Source organism: Allobosea rubneri (assembly GCF_032464875.1).
GTDB classification, from domain to species: Bacteria; Pseudomonadota; Alphaproteobacteria; order Rhizobiales; family Beijerinckiaceae; genus Allobosea; species Allobosea rubneri.
In genome coordinates this window covers 18,302-34,448 of sequence record NZ_JAWDID010000055.1, presented here as the reverse complement: position 1 = coordinate 34,448, position 16,147 = coordinate 18,302, and the positions used below count along the sequence as shown (strand labels likewise).

The window sequence follows — 16,147 nt, the reverse complement described above, 5'->3', positions numbered from 1 at the left end:
CACCAGCAGGATGTTCGAAGGCGGCAGCACCGGCAGCGGCAGGGCCGGCGTCTGCGGCGATGCCCCGGAGGCGTCGTCCGCCGACTGTTCGGTCAGCGCCGCCAACGAAGGATCGTTGCTGAGCGCGAATTGCGTCGCCTGCCGCGCCGCTTCAAGATCGCCCTCGACCGAGGACAGGATCAGCGAAGGCCGCATCGGCGCCTGCAGCGACGGCGCGTCGACCGTTTCAGCCGGCGTGAAATCGGGATCCGGGACCGGTTCCGGAGCAGGCGTCAGCGTCGCCACCGCCATGCCCGCCATCACCGCCACGATGACGGCACCAGCGCCCGCCAACACCAGCAGCCGGGCGCGGCCTCCGCCGTCCACCGGCGACGCCCTCATCCCTGCCGCCGCCGGGGCGCCACGCCCCGGACCGGCAGCGCCCGGTGCCGGGACCGGAGCAACATCGCCCGTGACCGCCTTGCGGGCGGCCGTGAACCAGCCGCGCCCGTCCTTGGCGGCGGCTTCGAGTTCTCCAATCATCCGCCGGGCGTGCTCGATCGAGATTCCCGCCTCGCGCTCCAGCGTCGACGCCGCTGCCTTGGGCCCTCGCTCGGCCAGTACCCTGACCGCGAAGAACCAGAGCTGCAGCGAGGTCCGGCGGCTCTCCAGCGGCGTCCCGGTGCAAGGCGAGACCATGAAATTGCAGTGCTCACAGGCATAGGCGCGCAACTTGACCCGCGGCACGAAGGCCGAAACCCGGCCGCAAGCCGGGCAGGCCAGACTGATGCCACCCCGGCTCGCCTGCATCATCGCCTCGAGGCAGGCATCTTCCCGGAAAGCGGCCTGAAACTGCTTGAAGCGCTGGCTCATGCCTCGCTACCGCCGGCGATATCGGCCGTGCCCGCGATCACGCAGCTCCACGGCCGCCTTCTGCTCGGGCAACGCTGAAGGATACGCGTGCAACGGACCTGCGACAATGTCAGCTCGCCAGCAGGCCGAGCCGCGCGACGTCGTGCAGATGCATTTCGACCTCGTCCGCGGTCGCGCGCTGCGGCAAGCGCGCGCTGTCGCCTCCCGAGGCATGCGCCTCGGCCAGGAAGTCGTTGATCTCGGCCAGCAGCATCGGCGCCGTGCGCGTGCCGTCGAGCAGGCTGACGAATTTGCGCACCACGACGCCGTCCAGCGCCACGGCGCGGTGGCGCAGATCGGTGACCTCATTGCCGGTCAGCGCCTGCCGTCGCGCCAGCAGGCTCGCCACCGGCCGCTCGCTGACGGCCGTGGTGAGCCGGTGCGGCTCTAGGCTGATCTCCAGCAGGCCGGCCCGGTAGATCGCCGTCAGCGCCTCGTTGAGCCGGCTGGTCTCGCGCTCGATATCAGGGCTGAGGCTATCGTTGGCTTCGCGCAGGGCAATCGCAACAAGCTCGGCATGGCCGATGCTGCCGGGCCAGGCCCGGCCGAGCGCTCGCAAGGCCGCCTTGGCGCTATCGAGGTCGACGGCAAGCCGGACGTCGCTGCCGAACAGGAACCCGCCGACACCGGGCCTGTCATCCTTTTCCTCGGCCTCGCGAACATTCGCGGCCAGATGATAGGGGGCGAGCGTAAAGCGCGAGAAGCCGCGGTGAAGCACGACATCCGAGCGGCACAGCAGCGTCTGGCGAAAGCAGCGTCCGATCAGAAGGTCGAGCGACTGCTCCTGGCGCAGCGGCTCGTCGACCGGGATCGCATTCAGGATCTGCTGGGCCGGCCCTTGCGCCCCGCCGAAATTATTCGGGAACGAGGCCTCGGCGAGGAATTGCAGGCCGTGCGGTGCTGCGGCGTCCAGCACCTCGTGCAGCGCGAACGCCCGCGCCCCGGGATTGAGATCGTCATGGTAGAGGACATTGTCCGGGATCTCGTCGATCTGCTGCAGGCGCTCGCGCAGCGCCGCTCCGTAGAACGAGCCGGGATCGGTCGCCTCGGCGAAGCGCTTGATCGCGGCTCGCGCGACCCTGACCCGCTCCAGCGGCTCCTCGGTGTCTCGCGTCTCGTACAACATGATGTCGCGGGCGAGATCGCGCAGCCGGCAACCCGGCAGGGCGTTGTAGCTGACATAGGCGATCCCCTGAGGCCGCAGCAATTCGCCGAACAGCGCCAGGATGCGCTCGCGCACGAAGGGCGGCACCCAGGAATAGACGCCGTGCACCAGAATGTAGTCGAACGTTCCAAGGCCGGCATCCGCCGCCATGATGTCGAGATGCTGGAAAGCGATGTTGTCGAGACCGAGCTCCTCGGCCTCGGCCTTGGCCCGGGCGATCGCGCTGGCGCTGAGGTCAATGCCGACGAAGCTGGCACCGGGCGATTGCAGCGCCATCGGGATCAGATTGCCGCCGCTGCCGCAGCCGAGTTCCAGTACCCGCATCGCCGCCGTCGGCGCCGGTTGCATGCCGTGGAAATGCGCGATCGTCGCCAGATGGCCGGGATGGGTCTGGGAGAAGGCATGGCCGGGATAGGCGACGGCGTCGTAGGGGTTGGTCCTGGTCTCGCTCATGCAGACAACCCGTTCGTCACGCCAGCCTCCTGCGTCGCGTGGCTCAGCAGCCGATAACCTTGAACTCCACCCGGCGGTCGAGCGCGTCGCTGGCGTCGTCCTTGCCGGTTCCGATCAGGTTCTCATTGAAGCCCTTGCCGGTCGCGATCATGCGGCTGCGGCTGTCCGGTGCACCAGCCTGGAGCAGCTCCATCACATATTGCGCGCGCAGCACCGAAAGCCGCTCGTTGAGGTTCTGCGTGCCGGTGCGCGAGGTGTGCCCGACGATCTCGATGCAGGCGCCCTTCTGCCTGGCGCGCGTAGCGATCTGGCTGAGCCACATCGGATAGGGCTCGGTAATCTGCGGATTGGCGATGAATTGCGTGGTTCCTGGCTGGAACAGCAACTTGACCATGAGCTGATTGCTGGCGAGGCCCCCGTCGACGAGATCGCCGAATGCATCGACGGCATCTTCGTTGCGGCCGAGCTTGCTCGCGGCGAGATAGGCGCCGACCCGCACGCGATGCTGATCGCCGCCCGGCAGGCTCCGCGCCGTGCGATAGAAGGCCAGCGCCTCGCGATAGCGCCGGGCCTCGTATTCGAGGATGCCGTCATTGATCAGCGCCGCAGCGTTCAGCCGCTCGAGATAGACGGGGTCAATCGGCTCGCCGAGCCTCGTCCCCTGGCAGACCTTGATATAGGCCTCGGTCGCCGGGTCCTTCGTCCACATCGGCGCATCGCGATAATAGGTCGTCGGCGTCACGTCGACGCCCTCGGTCCGCGCCCGGGCGACGCCCTTCGAGACGACACGCTTCGATTTCAGGTCGGCGAGCGTCAGGCAGATCCGGTAGGCGTCACGCACCCCCTTCGCGTCGCCGGCGTTGTTGACCGCCGTGAAGGTGCCGACCAGCACGACCGGCTCGCGGGCCAGAGTCTCGGTCGTGAAGGGCTGCAGCTGGAAGCGCGGATAGGATTTCGAGACGATCTCGGCGAGACTCTGCTGCATCGAGCGGGTCGAGGTCGACTGCGCTCCGGAGATCCCATCGATCAGCGGGTCGATCACCAGCGCGATCCCGTCGCCGGCCAGATCGGCCTTGGAGAACAGGTCAGCAGCCGCACGCTGCAGGGCTTCCGGGAACGGGATGGGCGTCGGCACAGGTGCAGCGGCCGGTGGCGTCCCGGCGGGTGCGGGCGCCTGAGCGAACGCCGCCGCGGGGCCGGCGAGCATGGCAACAAGGACGCAATAGGTCAGGGAACGTCGGCGTGCACGGCCACTTGCCGAAGACATGGTCCGAGACGAGTCCATCGTTCGCTCTCCCATCGGTCGTCACAAACCCTGCTCAGCGGCAACCCTGCAGTGAACTCCCGCCACCATCGCCGAGCTGGGCTCGCATCAGCTCCTCGGTGCAGTCGCGCGCTCCCCCGGGCCGGCGGTTCTTGCTGCCTCGCGCGGGGGCAGAAGCGTCGCTGCCGCCAAGCGTTTCGCTGGACCTGCGGTCGACGACCGTACGCTCCTGCGGCTGCGGTTCCTGACGGGGCGGTCGGACGCTTGGCAGGAGAGGCTTCTCCGGCGCGGTCAATTCCTTGACGACGCCGCCGGAGTTGATCATCGCCGCGACAGCCCTCTCGCGCTCCAGGCGTTCCTGGGACAGCTTGACCTTCTCGGCCTCCAGAGCCGTGAGCTCCTGCTCGCGCTGGGCGAGTTCCCTTGCGAGCCGCTCGCGCTCGCCAGCGTCAGACGGCTTCACCGCGGGCGCGAGCGCGACCGGAGCCTGCCTGGGTGCTTCGACAGGCAGCGGCGCCGCGCCCTTCGCATCGGTCTTTCCGGCATCTCGGTCGGCGAGATCGCTCGCGGCCTGCTGCCGGCTCTTCTCCGCCTGCCGGAGCCGTTCCAGCAGGGCCCTCTCGCGTGCCGCGAATTCGTTCTCGAGCTTTTCTCGCTCGCTCGCCGAAACGCTGCGGCGTTCGAGCAGGTCCAGCCTTGTCCTGGCGTCGACGGCGAAGAAGCTGGCGGGAAAGCGCTGGATGAAGGCCTTGATCTCCGCCACATCATCGCTGCTGCGCAGGCGCCGCCAGATATCGGCGTCGGTCTCCTCGCGGTTCAGGTAGAAATCGCCGAGCAGCGACAGCGACAGTTCCGGCGTCTGCTTGCCGCCGGTCGCGTCGTAGACCGCCTTCTGCACCCTGCGGAACATCGTCGCGATCTCGAGCCCGGGCTGCCTCATCTCCTGCACCAACGCAGCCGTGAACGGACTGTTGCGGCCTGAGCCATCGGCAGCGACATCATTGGCCTGCGTCGCATAGGCCGTCACCATGCCCTGCGCCCGCGCGATCGGCGCAAGACCGGTGCCGACGGAGAAGCTGCGCGTCGCCTGGTTCTTCGAGAGCTGCGCGACGAACGGGTTGTTGCGGCAGGCGTCGAGCACCATGATCTTGACGCCCTTGGCGAAGCCGAGCGCCGTGATCACTTCGCTGAGCTTCAGCGTCTCGTACTGGACCGAGACCTCGTCATCGATCCGGGCCTCGACCGGCACCAGGAAGTTCTCGCCGTTGAACTGGAAGCCGTGGCCGGCATAGTAGAACATCACCGCGTCGGCGTCCCGGGCCAGCCTCGCGAAACGAAAGAGCGCGGTGTCCATGCCGCGCTTGTCGAGATCGACACCGTCGACCACCTCAAAACCGACCTTGCGCAGGGCCTCAGCGGTATCGCGCGCATCGTTGACGGTGTTCGGCAGGGCCGGCGCGTTCTTGTAGGCGGAGTTGCCGATGACCAGCGCAACGCGCCGGTCCTGCGCCAGCGCCGGCAAGGCCAGCAACTGAGCAAGAAGAGCCGCCAGTGCACAGAGCTTGAGCGCAGCGTTCATGGCACGCATTCCCCGCGTCAACCTAAAGAAAGACCCCGGCGAAATCCAGACCTATCCATTATTGCCACAGGCGCTTTGCTTGCTCCTGCGATAGGGGCCTGTTAGCTTCTGTCGTCCAGGCCGCGCCCTCAGGAAGAGCGCCGATGCGAGGTATCCGGCTGAAGCTTGTTGTCGGTGTTTCAGCGGCTTTCGCCTTGCTGGCGGGAAGCGGCGACGCACAGGAGCGGTCGAGACAGCGTCAACCGGCCCCGGCGAACGCCAAGGTTTCCTTCGTCGATCTCAGGGACAATGCAAGGGTTCCCGGCAAGGTGCTGGTGCGTTTCGCCGTCACCGGGATGGAGATCGCTCCGGCCGGAACGCAACGTCGCAATGCCGGCCACCATCACCTCTTGATCGACACCGATCTGCCGCCACTCGGCCAGCCGATCCCGAGCGATTTCAACCACCTGCACTTCGGCGGCGGCCAGACCGAGGCGGAGATCCTGCTCTCGCCGGGGCGCCACACCCTGCAGCTGCTCTTCGCCGATCACGATCACGTGCCCCACGACCCACCGGTGATGTCGGAGAAGATCACCATCGAGGTCGAGGCCGCGCCCGAGGAGAAGCCGCGCACCGCGGCCGCACCCAACGCCAGCGTCTTCTTCGTCGGCCTGCAGGACGGCGCGACGATCCCTCCCCGCTCCGTCATCCGCTTCGGCACCGCGAACATCGCGATCGTCCCGGCCGGCACCAGGCAGGACAATGCCGGCCACCACCATTTGCTGGTCGATACCGAATTGCCGCCGCTCGACCGCGAGATACCCAGCGATTTCAACCATCTGCATTTCGGGCGCGGCCAGACGGAAACCGAGCTGACGCTGCCGCCGGGCGAGCACACGCTGCAGCTGCTGTTCGCCGACCACGAGCATGTCCCGCACGATCCGCCGGTGATGTCACAGAAGATCAAGGTGCGGGTCGAGGCGGCCTCCGCAACGCAGGCCCCGGCCGTGCCCCAGGGCGCGGGGGGCAAGCCCGGGCGCACGCCCGCGCCGAACGATGCCGTGGTCTATTTCGTCTATCCGCGTAATGGCACGACGATCTACGCGACCTCGACGATCCGCTTCGGGCTGCGCAATATGGGCGTCGCGCCGGCCGGGGTCATCAAACCCAATACCGGCCATCACCATCTTCTGATCGACGTGCCGACGCCGCCACTCGACGTCGCCATTCCCAGCGACCTCAACCACCTGCATTTCGGCAACGGCCAGACCGAACGCAAGATCACCCTTCCCCCCGGCAAGCACACGCTTCAGCTCATCCTCGGCGACGATCAGCACGTGCCGCATGATCCACCAATCCTGTCGGAGCGGATCGAGGTCTTCGTCGGCAATCCCCGCAAGCGGAGTCAGCGTCGATGAGCACGCCTGTCCGCAGCGCCGGCCTGGCCGCCACCTTCCGCACGCGGTGGCTGACCGCCCTGGTCGGGCTCGCCCTGCTCGGCCCGCTGCTTGCGGCTGCACCCGCCGCGGCCCAGACGGCGCAGCGACAGCCATCGCCGCGCGGCGCCCTGCTCTATTTCCACTATCCGCTCGACGGGCTGCGCGTTCCCGAGCGCTTCACCGTGCGGATGGGGCTGAAGGAGATGGGCATTGCGCCGGCCGGCATCGACAAGCCGCTGACCGGCCATCACCACCTGCTGATCGATGTCGAGCCGCCACCGACCGACCAGCCGATCCCGGCCGACTACAACCACATCCATCTCGGCAATGGTCAAACCGAGGTCGTCGTGACCCTGCCGAAAGGCACCCATACGCTGCAATTGCTGCTCGGCGACCACCTGCATACACCGCATCAGCCGCCGGTAATGTCTCAGAAGATCACAGTCTATGTCCGCTGAACCTTCACGCCCGTGACGGCGCGGGCGGCCTGTCGGAAAGCTGAACCGAATGTCCTGGTACCGCCGGCTCGCGACCCTGCTTCTGGCTCTGGCCGCCCTCCTCGCTCCGGCCTGGCTGCCGACGCCTGCACGCGCCCAAGGCGGCGCGTCCCCTGCCCGGCTGGCGCTGGTGATAGGCAATGCCAGCTACAAGGACGCCGCGGTCGCCAGCGCGGTGACAGACGCCCGCGCCGCGGCCGACATCCTGCGCCACGGCGATTTCGACGTCACCGACGTCGAGAATGCCGACGGTGCCGCGTTGGAAAGGGCACTGAGCGCGTTCAGCGACAAGCTGACGCGCGGTGCCCATGTCGTCGTCTTCTATGCCGGCCATGCGGTCCAGTTCCGCGGCCGCAATTTCCTCGTCCCGATCGATGCCGCGATCAGATCGCCGGGCGACCTCGGCCGCGCCGCACTCGACTTCGACCGCCTGCTCGATGCGCTGATCGTCAGCAGGCCGGCGAGCGCGGTGATCGTGCTCGATGCTACTCGCGACAACCCTTGGCAGGCGGCGCTCGGTGGCAACCTCAAGGGCCTCGCGCCGATCGAGCCGATCGAGAATATCGCGGTGATGGCGCCAGCCGCTCCCGGACGGACCATCGCCGAGACGGCCGGGCGCTCCAACCCTGCGGTCGAGGAATGGTTGAAGGCGATACGGACGCCCGGGCTCGACATGGCCGCCGCCCTCACCCGCAGCCGCGATGCCGTCGCCCGGCGAAAGCAGCAGATCTGGATCTCGTCGCTGCCCGCAGCCGGCCTCGTGGTCATGCCGACCACAAGGCCGGCTGTCGCCGCCCAGGCGACACGCGGCGTCATCACCGCGCCGCCACCGCCGGGGCCGCAATCCGACCAGCTCGGCCCCTATGAGCTCTCTTTCTGGGAGACCATTCGCAACAGCGAGAATCCGGCCGAATACCGCGCCTATCTCGACGCCTATCCCAATGGCCGCTTCGCCAGCCTCGCCCGGACGCGGGAGGAGTTCTTCAGGAACCGCGGCCAGGGACGCCCGGCCCCAATCTCACCGCCGCAGACTGCCAGCGTAGTGCAGGGACGGCCGAGCGCTGCACCGGGCCCCGCCAGGATCATCCGCGATTGCGACGATTGCCCCGAGCTCGCGCTGATCCCCGCAGGCGGCTTCGAAATGGGCTCGAACGAGATGTTCGAATTCGAGAAGCCGGTGCGCACGGTCACGATCGGCAATCCCTTCTATATCGGCACGCGCGAGGTCACCTTCGCCGAATGGGACGCCTGCGTCGCCCAGGGCGGCTGCAGCCATCGCCCTGGCGACCGCAACCTCGGCCGCGGCAACCGGCCGGTCACCGACATCCACTGGAACGATGCCGGCGCCTATGTCGTCTGGCTCTCGCTGAAGACCGGGCGGAAGTATCGCCTGCCGACCGAGGCCGAGTGGGAATACGCCGCCCGTGCCGGCACGACGACCAGCTATCCCTGGGGGAACGCGATCGACAAGGAGAAGGCCAATTGCATCGGCTGCAACGCGCAGCCGCGGCGCCAGGCGATCGAGGTCGGCCAGTTCCCGCCCAACGCCTTCGGCCTCTACGACATGGCCGGAAACGCCGCCGAATGGGTCGCCGATTGCTGGAGCGAGAGCTACCGAGCCTCGCCGCGCGACGGCAGCGCCTATTCGCCGCCCGGCTGCCGCGAGCGTGTGCTGCGTGGCGGCTCCTTCAACAACGACCCGCGCTATCTGCGCTCGGCCGCGCGCTTCAAATACGAAAGCGATGTGCGCTTCTACACCAACGGCTTCCGCGTCGTCCGCGAGCCCTGACGCGCCCCGGGCCGTGACCGGAAACGAAGAAGGCCGCTGCAGGAGCAGCGGCCTTCCAATTTCTCAGCCGGAGCTTCCGCTCACCACATGTCGAGCGCGACGCGCGCCTCGTCCGACATCCTGGACTGGTCCCAGGGCGGATCGAAGGTCATGTTGACCGTGACCGCGGCGACGCCCGGCACGGCCCCCACCGCGTTCTCGACCCAGCCCGGCATCTCGCCGGCGACCGGGCAGCCGGGCGCGGTCAGCGTCATGTCGATCGTGACCTCGCGATTGTCGGAGATGTCGACCCGGTAGATCAGGCCGAGCTCGTAGATGTCGGACGGGATCTCGGGATCGTAGACCGTCTTCAGCGCCGCGACGATGTCGTCGGTCAGCCGGTCGATCTCCTCCGGCGGCAGGCCGGTGCTGGCGCCCATCGTGGGCGCGTTCGGCTTGATTTGCTCGGCAGTGTCGCTCATGGCGCTTCCAGTTCAGGCAATCGGCGGTTCAGGAGAAGAGGTCTTCCGCCTTGCGCAGGGCCTCGACCAGCTTATCGACTTCCTCCAGCGTATTGTAGAGGCCGAACGACGCACGGCAGGTCGACGTCACCCCATATCGGGCCAGCAGCGGCATCGCGCAATGGGTACCGGCCCTGACGGCGACACCGGCCCGGTCGATCACGGTCGCGACGTCATGCGCATGCGCGCCCTTCATCTCGAAGGCGATGATCGCGCCCTTTTCCTTCGCCTTGCCGAAGATACGGATCGAGTTCATCTCGCCGAGCCGCTGCATGGCGTAGTCGTGCAGGCGCGCCTCGTGCGCCGCAATGTTCTCGCGGCCGAGCGCCATCATGTACTCGAGCGCGGCACCGAGGCCGACAGCCTCGATGATCGCCGGCGTGCCGGCCTCGAAGCGGTGCGGCGGATCATTATAGGTGATTGCATCCTCGCTGACGGTCAGGATCATCTCGCCGCCGCCCTCGTACGGAGGCAGTTTCGTGAGCCATTCGCGCTTGCCCCAGAGCACGCCGGAGCCGGTCGGCCCATAGTTCTTGTGGCCGGTGAAGGTGTAGAAATCGCAGCCCAGCGCCTGCACGTCGACCGGCAGATGGACCGCGCCCTGGCTGCCATCGATGACCAGCGGGATCCGGTAGCTCTGGCAGATCTTCGCGACCTCGGCGATCGGGACGATGGTGCCGATCGCGTTCGACATATGCGTCAGCGCCACGACCTTGGTGCGCGGCGAGATCAGCTTCTCGAATTCCTCGACGAGGAAATTGCCGTCCTCATCGACCGGCGCCCATTTGATCACCGCGCCGTGGCGCTCGCGCCAGTAATGCCAGGGCACTATGTTGGAGTGGTGCTCAAGGATCGAGAGGATGATCTCGTCGCCTTCCTGGATCTTCAGATGCTGCCCGAGCGACGAGGCGACCGCGTTCAGCGCCCCGGTCGAGGAGCGCGTGAAGATGACCTCCTCGAGATGGGCGGCGTTGAGGAAGCGCCGCGCGCTCTCGCGCGCCGCCTCATAGGCCTCGGTCGAGGCATTGGCGAGATAATGCAGGCCGCGATGGACGTTGGCGTAGTCCTCGCGCATCAGCTTGGTCATCGCCTCGATAACCGCCTCGGGCTTCTGCGCCGAGGCGGCATTGTCGAGATAGACCAGCGGCTTGCCGTAGACCTCGCGCGAGAGGATCGCGAAATCCTTGCGGATGGCCTGGACGTCGTAGGGCTTCGCGATCACGTTCATGGCTCAACCCTTTCCGGGCTCGGGCGTGCGGTTGGCGACGAGGATGCCGGCATGCCCCCAATCCTCGCGCTCGATCTCCTGGATCACGATATGGGTGTTCTGCGGGTTCTTGCCGAGCACGCGCACCAGAGTCTGGGTGAACTCCTTGACGATCTCGGCCTTCTGCTCGCGGCTCGCGCCCTTGGTGATCTGCAGGTTGACGTAGGGCATCAGACAGCCTCCGGCTTCGGCGCCGCCTCGCGCTGCGAGAGCCAGCGGTCGATCTCACGCATGACGATCTCGCGCACCGCCTCGTCGCCGACGAACTCGGTGACCTCGCCGGCGAAGGCGGTCAGCACCAGCGCCTCGGCCTGCGGCCGCGGCAGGCCGCGCGCCATCAGGTAGAAGAGCTGCTCGCCATCCATCTGCGCGACGGTCGCGCCATGGCCGCAGACCACGTCGTCGGCGAAGATCTCGAGCTCGGGCTTGTTGAACATCGTCGCGCCGTCATTGAGCAGCAGCGCATTGCTCTTCATGCCGCCATCGGTCTTCTGCGAATGCTGGCGAACGATGACCTTGCCCTGAAAGACGCCGGTGGCCTCGCCCTCGATGATGTTCTTGAACAGCTCGCGGCTTTCGCCATGGGCGGCCGCATGGTCCATCACCAGCGTGACGTCGGAGTGCTCCTGCTTGCGCAGCAGGTTGATGCCGCGCAGCGCCGCCCGGCTGTGCTCGCCGGCATAGCGCACGAAGCTCTGCTGGCGCAGCACGCCGCAGCAGGTCGCGAGCGCGACCGAGGCGAAGCTGGCATGCGCTCCGACTTCCGCGAGCAGCGACTTCACCAGCACCGTCTCCGGCCGCTGGCGCGTGACGATGCGGACATGCTCGACCTCGGCGTTGTCGCCGACAGCAAAGGACAGCGCGCTGTTGACCTGGCTCGGGGCCGGGCCGACGCTCTCGCACTGCTCGACGACCGTGGCCTTCGCCCCGGCACCGACCGTGACCAGCACGCGGGAGAACTGCGCAGTCTCCTTCGCGCCGGAATCGATCCCAAGCAGCAGGATCGGCCGCGAAAGCTCCACGCCGGGCGCGATCTCGATGACGATTCCGTCCCGTGCGAAGGCGGCGTTCAGCATCAGCGCGCTGTCATCGCGAGCCACTTCCGGCAGCGCGAGCGCGGCGGCCGTCGCCTCCGGCGCCTCGGTCAGCGCCTCGGCGAGGCTGCGGACGGTGACGCCCTCCGGCAGGGTGTCCAGATCGGAATCGGCCGGGCTGAAGATGCCGTCGATGCTGACCAGGCGCGGCCCGGGAATGGTCTGGATGGCGAGACGGTCAGCCACCGCCTGCGGGCGCTCGGAGCGGCGCGCCAGGGGCATCGCCTCGCGCACGAGCGAACGCAGATCGGTATAGCGCCAGGATTCGAGCCGGCGATGCGGCAAGCCCTTGGCCTCGAAGCCGGCGAAGGCGTCCTCGCGCAGCTTGCGCACGGCGCCAGCGCCCGGCAGTTCCGCCTTCACATTGGCGAACTGCTCGGCGAGCTGCTGCTCGGCCGCGGTCTTGAGCGGGGTGATGATCGCCATTACGCGGCCTCGCCATAGGACGCATAGCCGCTCTTCTCGAGCTCGAGCGCCAGTTCCTTGCCGCCGGTCCGGACGATCCTGCCGTTCGACATCACGTGCACGGTGTCGGGCACGATATGGTCGAGCAGGCGCTGATAGTGGGTGATGACCAGGAAGCCGCGATTCTTGGCACGCAGCGCGTTGACGCCGTCGGCGACGATGCGCAGTGCATCGATGTCGAGGCCGGAATCGGTCTCGTCCAGGATGCACATGGACGGCGCGAGCAGCGCCATCTGCAGGATCTCCATCCGCTTCTTCTCGCCGCCGGAGAAGCCGACATTGAGCGGCCGGCGGAGCATATCACGAGCGATGCCAAGGCCATCGGCCGCAGTGTTGACCTGCTTGATGAAGTCGGGGGTCAAGAGCTCGGCCTCGCCGCGCGCCTTGCGCTGCGCGTTCATCGCCGCCTTGAGGAAGGTCATGGTGGCGACACCGGGAATCTCCAGCGGATACTGGAAGGCGAGGAAGATGCCGGCAGCGGCGCGGGCATCGGCCTCCATCTCCAGCAGGTTCTCGCCATCGAGCAGGATCTCGCCGTCGAGGACCTCATAGTCCTCCTTGCCGGCGATGACGTAGCTCAGCGTCGACTTGCCGGAGCCATTCGGCCCCATGATCGCGGCGACCTCGCCGGCGTTCACGGTGAGGTTGAGGCCGTTGAGGATCTGCTTGTCCTCGTCGGCGATCTTGACGACCAGATTGCGAATTTCGAGCATTGGTTTGGTTCTTTCTTGAGCCCTCATCCCGAGGAACGCGCGCAGCGCGCGTCTCGAAGGATGCGTTTCAGAAGCAAGCCCAGCATTCCGCGAGACGACGCCTCAGGCGGCCTCGCGGGACGAAGGCTGGTGAAAAGTCAGCCGACGGAGCCTTCGAGCGAGATCGTGATCAGCTTCTGCGCCTCGACGGCGAACTCCATCGGGAGCTGCTGCAGCACCTCCTTGACGAAGCCGTTGACGATCAGCGCCACCGCCTCCTCCTCGGAGAGGCCGCGCTGCTGGCAGTAGAACATCTGGTCCTCGCCGATCTTCGACGTGGTCGCCTCGTGCTCGAAGATCGCCGTCGCGGTCTTGGCCTCGATATAGGGGATGGTGTGCGCGCCGCACTGGTCGCCGATCAGCAGCGAGTCGCAGTTCGTGAAGTTGCGCGCGTTCGTCGCCTTGCGATGTGCCGAGACCATGCCGCGATAGGTCGAGTCCGACTTGCCGGCCGCGATGCCCTTGGCGATGATCTTCGAGGTCGTGTTCTTGCCGAGATGCAGCATCTTGGTGCCGCTATCGACCTGCTGCGCGCCGTTCGAGACCGCGATCGAGTAGAACTCGCCGCGCGAGCCGTCGCCACGCAGGATGCAGGACGGGTACTTCCAGGTGATCGCCGAGCCGGTCTCGACCTGCGTCCACGAGATCTTCGAGCGCTTGCCGCGGCAATCGCCGCGCTTGGTCACGAAGTTGTAGATGCCGCCCTTGCCCTCGGCGTCGCCGGGGAACCAGTTCTGCACGGTCGAGTACTTGATCTCGGCATCGTCGAGCGCGATCAGCTCGACCACCGCCGCATGCAGCTGGTTCTCGTCGCGCTTGGGTGCCGTGCAGCCTTCGAGATAGCTGACATAGGAGCCCTCGTCGGCGATGATCAGCGTCCGCTCGAACTGGCCGGTGTTCTGCTCGTTGATGCGGAAATAGGTCGACAGCTCCATCGGGCAGCGCACGCCCTTGGGGATGTAGACGAAGGAGCCGTCGGTGAAGACGGCGCAGTTCAGCGTCGCGAAATAGTTGTCGGTCACCGGCACCACGGTGGCGAGGTACTTCTTGACCAGCTCGGGATGCTCCTGGATCGCCTCGGAGATCGAGCAGAAGATCACGCCGGCCTCCGCCAGCTCCTTCTTGAAGGTGGTGACGACCGAGACGGAGTCGAACACGGCATCGACCGCGACGCGGTTCTCCGGCGCGACGCCGGCGAGGATCTCCTGCTCGCTGAGCGGGATGCCGAGCTTCTTGTAGGTCTCCAGGATGGCCGGATCGACCTCGTCGAGCGACTTCGGCGAGGCGCCTGTCTTCGGCGCGGCGTAGTAGTAGATGTCCTGGTAGTCGATCGGCGGGTACTGGACGCGCGACCAGTTCGGCTCGGTCATGGTCTTCCAGCGCCGAAAGGCGTCGAGCCGCCATTCCAGCATCCATTCCGGCTCGTTCTTGCGCGCCGAGATATACCGAACCGTGTCCTCGGTCAGTCCCTTGGCCGGCTTGTCGACCTCGATCTCGGTAACGAAGCCGTACTTGTACTCGGTCACGTCGATCGACTTGACCTGGTCGATGGTCTCCTGGACCGCTGCCATATCTACTCTCCTGTCGCGGGTTCAAGGCCCGCCGGTTTGGTCTTCGTCTTGTTGGTCGTAATCGTCTTGCCGCAGAGCTCAGGCCGCCGCCTGTTCCTGCCGGTTCGGTATCGCGGCCACCGCCTTCGCATAGGCCGCGAGGAAACGCTCGATATCTGCCCCGGAGGTGGTCCATCCGAGCGAGGCGCGCAAGGCCCCCGCGCTCATGGCAGGGTCTACTCCCATGGCTGCTAGCACATGCGAGCGCTTGACCTTGCCCGAGGAACAGGCCGATCCGGATGACAGCGCGACGCCGGCGAGATCGAGCATGATCAGCGCCGTCTCGGCCTTGATGCCGGGCGTCGCGAAGGCGCTCGTGCCCGGAAGCCGGGCGACCCCGCCACCGAACACCAGCGTCTCCGGCGCCAGCTTCGCCAGGCCGGCCTCGAGTGCATCGCGCAGCCCGGCGAGCCTGATCGCCTCGTCCGCCAGTGCGGCCCTTGCCTCAGCAGCGGCGACTCCGAAGCCGACGATGCCCGGCACGTTCTCGGTTCCGGCGCGCCAGCCGCGCTCCTGCCCGCCACCACGCAGGGGCTTGTCGGCAAGCTCGAGCGCCCCGGTCCGGAAGACCATGGCACCGACGCCCTGCGGACCGCCGAGCTTGTGCGCCGACAGCGTCAGGGCATCGACGCCCAGAGCATTGATGTCGATCGCGACCTTGCCGGCGGCCTGGACGGCATCGCTGTGCATCAGCGCGCCATGGCGCCGGGCGACCGCGGCGGCCTCGGCGACCGGCTGGATCACGCCCGTCTCGTTGTTGGCGAGCTGCAGCGAGACCAGTGCCCGCTCAGCAGGCCGCTCCGCGGCATGGCGGGCGAGCCGCGCCTCGAGCCAGGCGAGATCCGCCACCCCGTTCCCGTCGACAGGAATTTCTTCGGCAGCCCCCGCCGCAAAACGGTGACCGTCGCGCACGCAAGGGTGCTCGGTTGCGCCATGGAGCAGCAGCGTGACCGGCGCGCGCACGCAATCGCGTCCGCCGCTGCAATCGCTCAAGCCCGGAGCCAGGACCGTCGCATTCGCCTCGGTGCCCCCGCTGGTGAAGACGACGTTCGCGGCCTTCGCGCCGCAGAGCGCCGCGACCTGCTCGCGCGCCGCTTCGATCGCCGCCCGGGCCGCCCGGCCTTCGCCATGCACGGAGGACGGATTGCCGGTCATCTGCAACGCCCGCAACATCGCCTCCGCCACCGCCGGGCGGACCGGCGTGGTGGCGTTATGGTCGAGATAGCTGCGGTTCGTCGCGTTAAACAGCGTCATTGCTCCATGTCTAGACGGGCCTGCCGCGGCTGCGGCACGAAATGCTTGAAATTGCACCCCTGCGCCGTGCTATAGCCGCCCGTCCGAGCCGCACTGACTGGAGCGGCAAGCGTTCATTCGCCTGCATGTTCCCGTCTTGTTCACGGCTG

General features: G+C 67.2%; 14 protein-coding genes. 3 read left to right on the top strand and 11 right to left on the bottom strand.

Features of this window, described 5'->3' with window-relative positions; all coding sequences use genetic code 11:
* From RKE40_RS24225 to RKE40_RS24210, 4 genes are all read right to left on the bottom strand, one after another.
* The coding region (locus RKE40_RS24225) for a transposase (RefSeq protein ID WP_465248390.1) at positions 1-852 on the bottom strand (852 nt) is incomplete at its 3' end.
* 109 nt (positions 853-961) lie between these two features.
* On the bottom strand, positions 962-2,509 hold the full coding sequence (locus RKE40_RS24220; protein WP_316020762.1) for a methyltransferase domain-containing protein: 1,548 nt from the start codon (positions 2,507-2,509) through the stop codon (positions 962-964).
* Between the two features lie 43 nt (positions 2,510-2,552).
* Entirely contained in the window at positions 2,553-3,644 is a 1,092-nt protein-coding gene (locus RKE40_RS24215) for an OmpA family protein (RefSeq protein WP_316020761.1), read from the bottom strand.
* Positions 3,645-3,828: 184 nt separating this feature from the next.
* Complete coding sequence (locus tag RKE40_RS24210; RefSeq protein WP_316020760.1) at positions 3,829-5,352, bottom strand: caspase family protein; 1,524 nt, start codon at positions 5,350-5,352, stop codon at positions 3,829-3,831.
* Positions 5,353-5,495: 143 nt separating this feature from the next.
* Between RKE40_RS24210 and RKE40_RS24205 the strand changes: the two genes are divergently transcribed.
* From RKE40_RS24205 to RKE40_RS24195, 3 genes are read left to right on the top strand one after another with little or no spacing between them, the layout of a single operon-like run.
* Positions 5,496-6,749 carry a DUF4399 domain-containing protein gene (locus tag RKE40_RS24205; RefSeq protein ID WP_316020759.1) on the top strand — a complete coding sequence of 418 codons (1,254 nt, stop codon included), beginning with the start codon at positions 5,496-5,498 and terminating at the stop codon, positions 6,747-6,749.
* Complete coding sequence (locus RKE40_RS24200; RefSeq protein ID WP_316020758.1) at positions 6,746-7,228, top strand: DUF4399 domain-containing protein; 483 nt, start codon at positions 6,746-6,748, stop codon at positions 7,226-7,228. Before RKE40_RS24205 ends, RKE40_RS24200 begins: the two co-directional genes overlap by 4 nt.
* A gap of 49 nt (positions 7,229-7,277) precedes the next feature.
* Complete coding sequence (locus RKE40_RS24195) at positions 7,278-9,056, top strand: SUMF1/EgtB/PvdO family nonheme iron enzyme (protein WP_316020757.1); 1,779 nt, start codon at positions 7,278-7,280, stop codon at positions 9,054-9,056.
* A gap of 80 nt (positions 9,057-9,136) precedes the next feature.
* Here RKE40_RS24195 and RKE40_RS24190 read toward each other — a convergent pair whose 3' ends face one another.
* The 7 genes from RKE40_RS24190 to RKE40_RS24160 all read right to left on the bottom strand — a co-directional run bounded on the left by RKE40_RS24190 (position 9,137) and on the right by RKE40_RS24160 (position 15,998).
* The gene (locus tag RKE40_RS24190) at positions 9,137-9,475 is read right to left on the bottom strand and encodes an SUF system Fe-S cluster assembly protein (protein ID WP_316020763.1); all 339 of its coding nucleotides are present in this window, start codon (positions 9,473-9,475) and stop codon (positions 9,137-9,139) included.
* A 70-nt stretch (positions 9,476-9,545) separates the two neighbouring features.
* Entirely contained in the window at positions 9,546-10,784 is a 1,239-nt protein-coding gene (locus RKE40_RS24185) for a cysteine desulfurase (RefSeq protein WP_316020756.1), read from the bottom strand.
* Between the two features lie 3 nt (positions 10,785-10,787).
* Positions 10,788-10,994: a tautomerase family protein gene (locus tag RKE40_RS24180; RefSeq protein WP_316020755.1), complete on the bottom strand. Its 207-nt coding sequence runs from the start codon at positions 10,992-10,994 to the stop codon at positions 10,788-10,790.
* Positions 10,994-12,343, bottom strand: coding sequence for a Fe-S cluster assembly protein SufD (gene sufD, locus RKE40_RS24175; RefSeq protein WP_316020754.1), 1,350 nt, complete (start codon positions 12,341-12,343; stop codon positions 10,994-10,996). The genes RKE40_RS24180 and sufD overlap by 1 nt, the downstream gene beginning before the upstream one ends.
* Positions 12,343-13,095, bottom strand: coding sequence for a Fe-S cluster assembly ATPase SufC (gene sufC / locus RKE40_RS24170; RefSeq protein WP_316020753.1), 753 nt, complete (start codon positions 13,093-13,095; stop codon positions 12,343-12,345). The genes sufD and sufC overlap by 1 nt, the downstream gene beginning before the upstream one ends.
* 137 nt (positions 13,096-13,232) lie before the next feature.
* On the bottom strand, positions 13,233-14,705 hold the full coding sequence (gene sufB / locus RKE40_RS24165) for a Fe-S cluster assembly protein SufB (protein WP_316020752.1): 1,473 nt from the start codon (positions 14,703-14,705) through the stop codon (positions 13,233-13,235).
* 78 nt (positions 14,706-14,783) lie between these two features.
* The gene (locus RKE40_RS24160; protein WP_316020751.1) at positions 14,784-15,998 is read right to left on the bottom strand and encodes a cysteine desulfurase family protein; all 1,215 of its coding nucleotides are present in this window, start codon (positions 15,996-15,998) and stop codon (positions 14,784-14,786) included.
* Positions 15,999-16,147 lie beyond the last annotated feature (149 nt).

Excerpts from the sequence above, each read along its gene's own strand:
- sufC (WP_316020753.1), bottom strand. The coding sequence starts at position 13,095 with ATGCTCGAAATTCGCAATCTGGTCGTCAAGATCGCCGACGAGGACAAG.
- RKE40_RS24160 (WP_316020751.1), bottom strand. The coding sequence starts at position 15,998 with ATGACGCTGTTTAACGCGACGAACCGCAGCTATCTCGACCATAACGCC.
- RKE40_RS24220 (WP_316020762.1), bottom strand. The coding sequence starts at position 2,509 with ATGAGCGAGACCAGGACCAACCCCTACGACGCCGTCGCCTATCCCGGC.
- RKE40_RS24185 (WP_316020756.1), bottom strand. The coding sequence starts at position 10,784 with ATGAACGTGATCGCGAAGCCCTACGACGTCCAGGCCATCCGCAAGGAT.
- RKE40_RS24190 (WP_316020763.1), bottom strand. The coding sequence starts at position 9,475 with ATGGGCGCCAGCACCGGCCTGCCGCCGGAGGAGATCGACCGGCTGACC.
- RKE40_RS24180 (WP_316020755.1), bottom strand. The coding sequence starts at position 10,994 with ATGCCCTACGTCAACCTGCAGATCACCAAGGGCGCGAGCCGCGAGCAG.
- RKE40_RS24195 (WP_316020757.1), top strand. The coding sequence starts at position 7,278 with ATGTCCTGGTACCGCCGGCTCGCGACCCTGCTTCTGGCTCTGGCCGCC.
- RKE40_RS24200 (WP_316020758.1), top strand. The coding sequence starts at position 6,746 with ATGAGCACGCCTGTCCGCAGCGCCGGCCTGGCCGCCACCTTCCGCACG.
- sufD (WP_316020754.1), bottom strand. The coding sequence starts at position 12,343 with ATGGCGATCATCACCCCGCTCAAGACCGCGGCCGAGCAGCAGCTCGCC.
- sufB (WP_316020752.1), bottom strand. The coding sequence starts at position 14,705 with ATGGCAGCGGTCCAGGAGACCATCGACCAGGTCAAGTCGATCGACGTG.
- RKE40_RS24210 (WP_316020760.1), bottom strand. The coding sequence starts at position 5,352 with ATGAACGCTGCGCTCAAGCTCTGTGCACTGGCGGCTCTTCTTGCTCAG.
- RKE40_RS24205 (WP_316020759.1), top strand. The coding sequence starts at position 5,496 with ATGCGAGGTATCCGGCTGAAGCTTGTTGTCGGTGTTTCAGCGGCTTTC.